The sequence below is a fragment of the Sphingomonas sp. CROZ-RG-20F-R02-07 genome (assembly GCF_022662335.1).
In the GTDB taxonomy this organism is placed as follows: Bacteria; Pseudomonadota; Alphaproteobacteria; order Sphingomonadales; family Sphingomonadaceae; genus Sphingomonas.
Window position 1 is genome coordinate 1 of record NZ_JAKNQJ010000045.1, and the last position, 1,536, is coordinate 1,536.

Consider the following 1,536-nt stretch of genomic DNA (forward strand, 5'->3'; position numbering starts at 1 on the left):
CTCGTCAGATGGAGACGAGTGATGCGGCGAGGCCGATTTACCGAGGATCAGATCATTGGCGTGCTGCGCGAGCATGAAGCTGGCGTGAAGACCGCCGAGTTGTGCCGGAAGCACGGGATCAGCGACGCGACCTTCTACAACTGGAAGGCGAAGTATGGCGGCATGACCGTGTCGGAGGCGGCCCGGCTGCGCACGTTGGAGGACGAGAACCGACGGCTGAAGAAGCTGCTGGCGGAGTCGATGCTCGACGTGTCGGCGTTGAAGGATTTGCTGGGAAAAAACTGACCCGGTCTGCGGAGCGCTACGCTGCGGTGGAGAAGCTGATGGCCGATCACGGCTTCTCCGAACGTCGCGCCTGCAGGCTGATCGGGGTCAATCGATCGGCATGGCAATATGAGCCGCTGCGCGGAAGGGACGACGTTGTCCGCGAGCGGATGCGCGAGATCGCCAATGAGCGCCGCCGGTTCGGCTATCGGCGGCTGGCGATCCTGCTCAAGCGTGAGGGCAATGGCATGAACCTGAAGAAGGTCTATCGGCTATATCGCGAGGAGCGGCTGACGGTGCGCAAGCGTGGCGGCCGGAAGCGCGCGCTGGGCACGCGGGCACCGATGGCGATCCCGCAGGAACCCAACCAGCGCTGGTCGCTCGACTTCGTGTCGGACTCGTTGGCCTGCGGCCGGCGGTTCCGCCTGCTCAACGTCATCGACGATTACAGCCGGGAATGCCTGGCGTGCATCGTCGATACCTCTTTGTCGGGCCGGCGGGTTGTTCGCGAGCTGAGCGCCATCGCCGAATGTCGCGGGCTGCCGTGCACGGTGGTCAGCGACAATCCTGCCCTGAGCGGAGCCGAAGGGGGCACTGAGCTCACCAGTCACGCCGTCCTCGCCTGGTGCCAGGAGACCAGGGTCGAATGGCATTACATCGCGCCGGGCAAGCCGCAGCAGAACGGCTTCGTCGAAAGCTTTAATGGTCGCTTGCGCGACGAGTGCCTGAACGAGCACCTGTTCCCATCGCTGGCTGCGGCGAGACGGATCATCGAGGCATGGCGGACGGACTACAACACCGTGCGTCCGCACAGCAGTCTTGGCGGGTTGGCACCCGCCGAGTTTACGGACCGCCCCCGCCAAGGGCATATGAACACCGAAGCTAAGTTATCAGCGGCCTGAAAACGGGGAGCACGTCAGGGTCGTACCCGCTCACACGCCTACGGTCGCGTGGCGCCCGTCCCATCACCAGACCCTGACCGCGGGTTTGAGGAAAAGACGGTCAGCCGCTTGGTGATGTTGGCGATCGTCGGCGCGGTCAGGCCGGTGAGCGTGGCGACGTCTCGCCCACCAGGCGAATGGCCTGCAGCACCGTGCGCTGGTTATAGTCGCCCGCACGGACCAGGTTCGTCCCCGACATCGAAGCCGACAGCCGGGCGGAGCGCGCATTCGCCGAATGGACCACGCTTTCCCGGTGCGAATGTCCCCGGTCCCTCTGCGCCGTCATCCGGTTCGTCATCCATTTTCCATGTGCCCGAGACGGTGATTAGAA

The 1,536-nt window shown here is 64.5% G+C and carries 1 protein-coding gene and 1 pseudogene; one reads left to right on the forward strand and one right to left on the reverse strand.

Annotated features, from left to right (window positions below; translation table 11 throughout):
- Positions 1-21 precede the first annotated feature (21 nt).
- A protein-coding gene (locus L8H00_RS18630; RefSeq protein ID WP_242098847.1) for an IS3 family transposase occupies positions 22-1,166 on the forward strand; the annotation gives its coding sequence in 2 pieces (ribosomal slippage) (positions 22-271 and positions 271-1,166; 1,146 coding nt in all).
- Between the two features lie 101 nt (positions 1,167-1,267).
- On the opposite strand, the pseudogene L8H00_RS18635 reads toward L8H00_RS18630, so the two are convergent.
- A pseudogene (locus L8H00_RS18635) lies at positions 1,268-1,491 on the reverse strand (hypothetical protein); the annotation flags it as partial.
- Between the last annotated feature and the right edge of the window lie 45 nt (positions 1,492-1,536).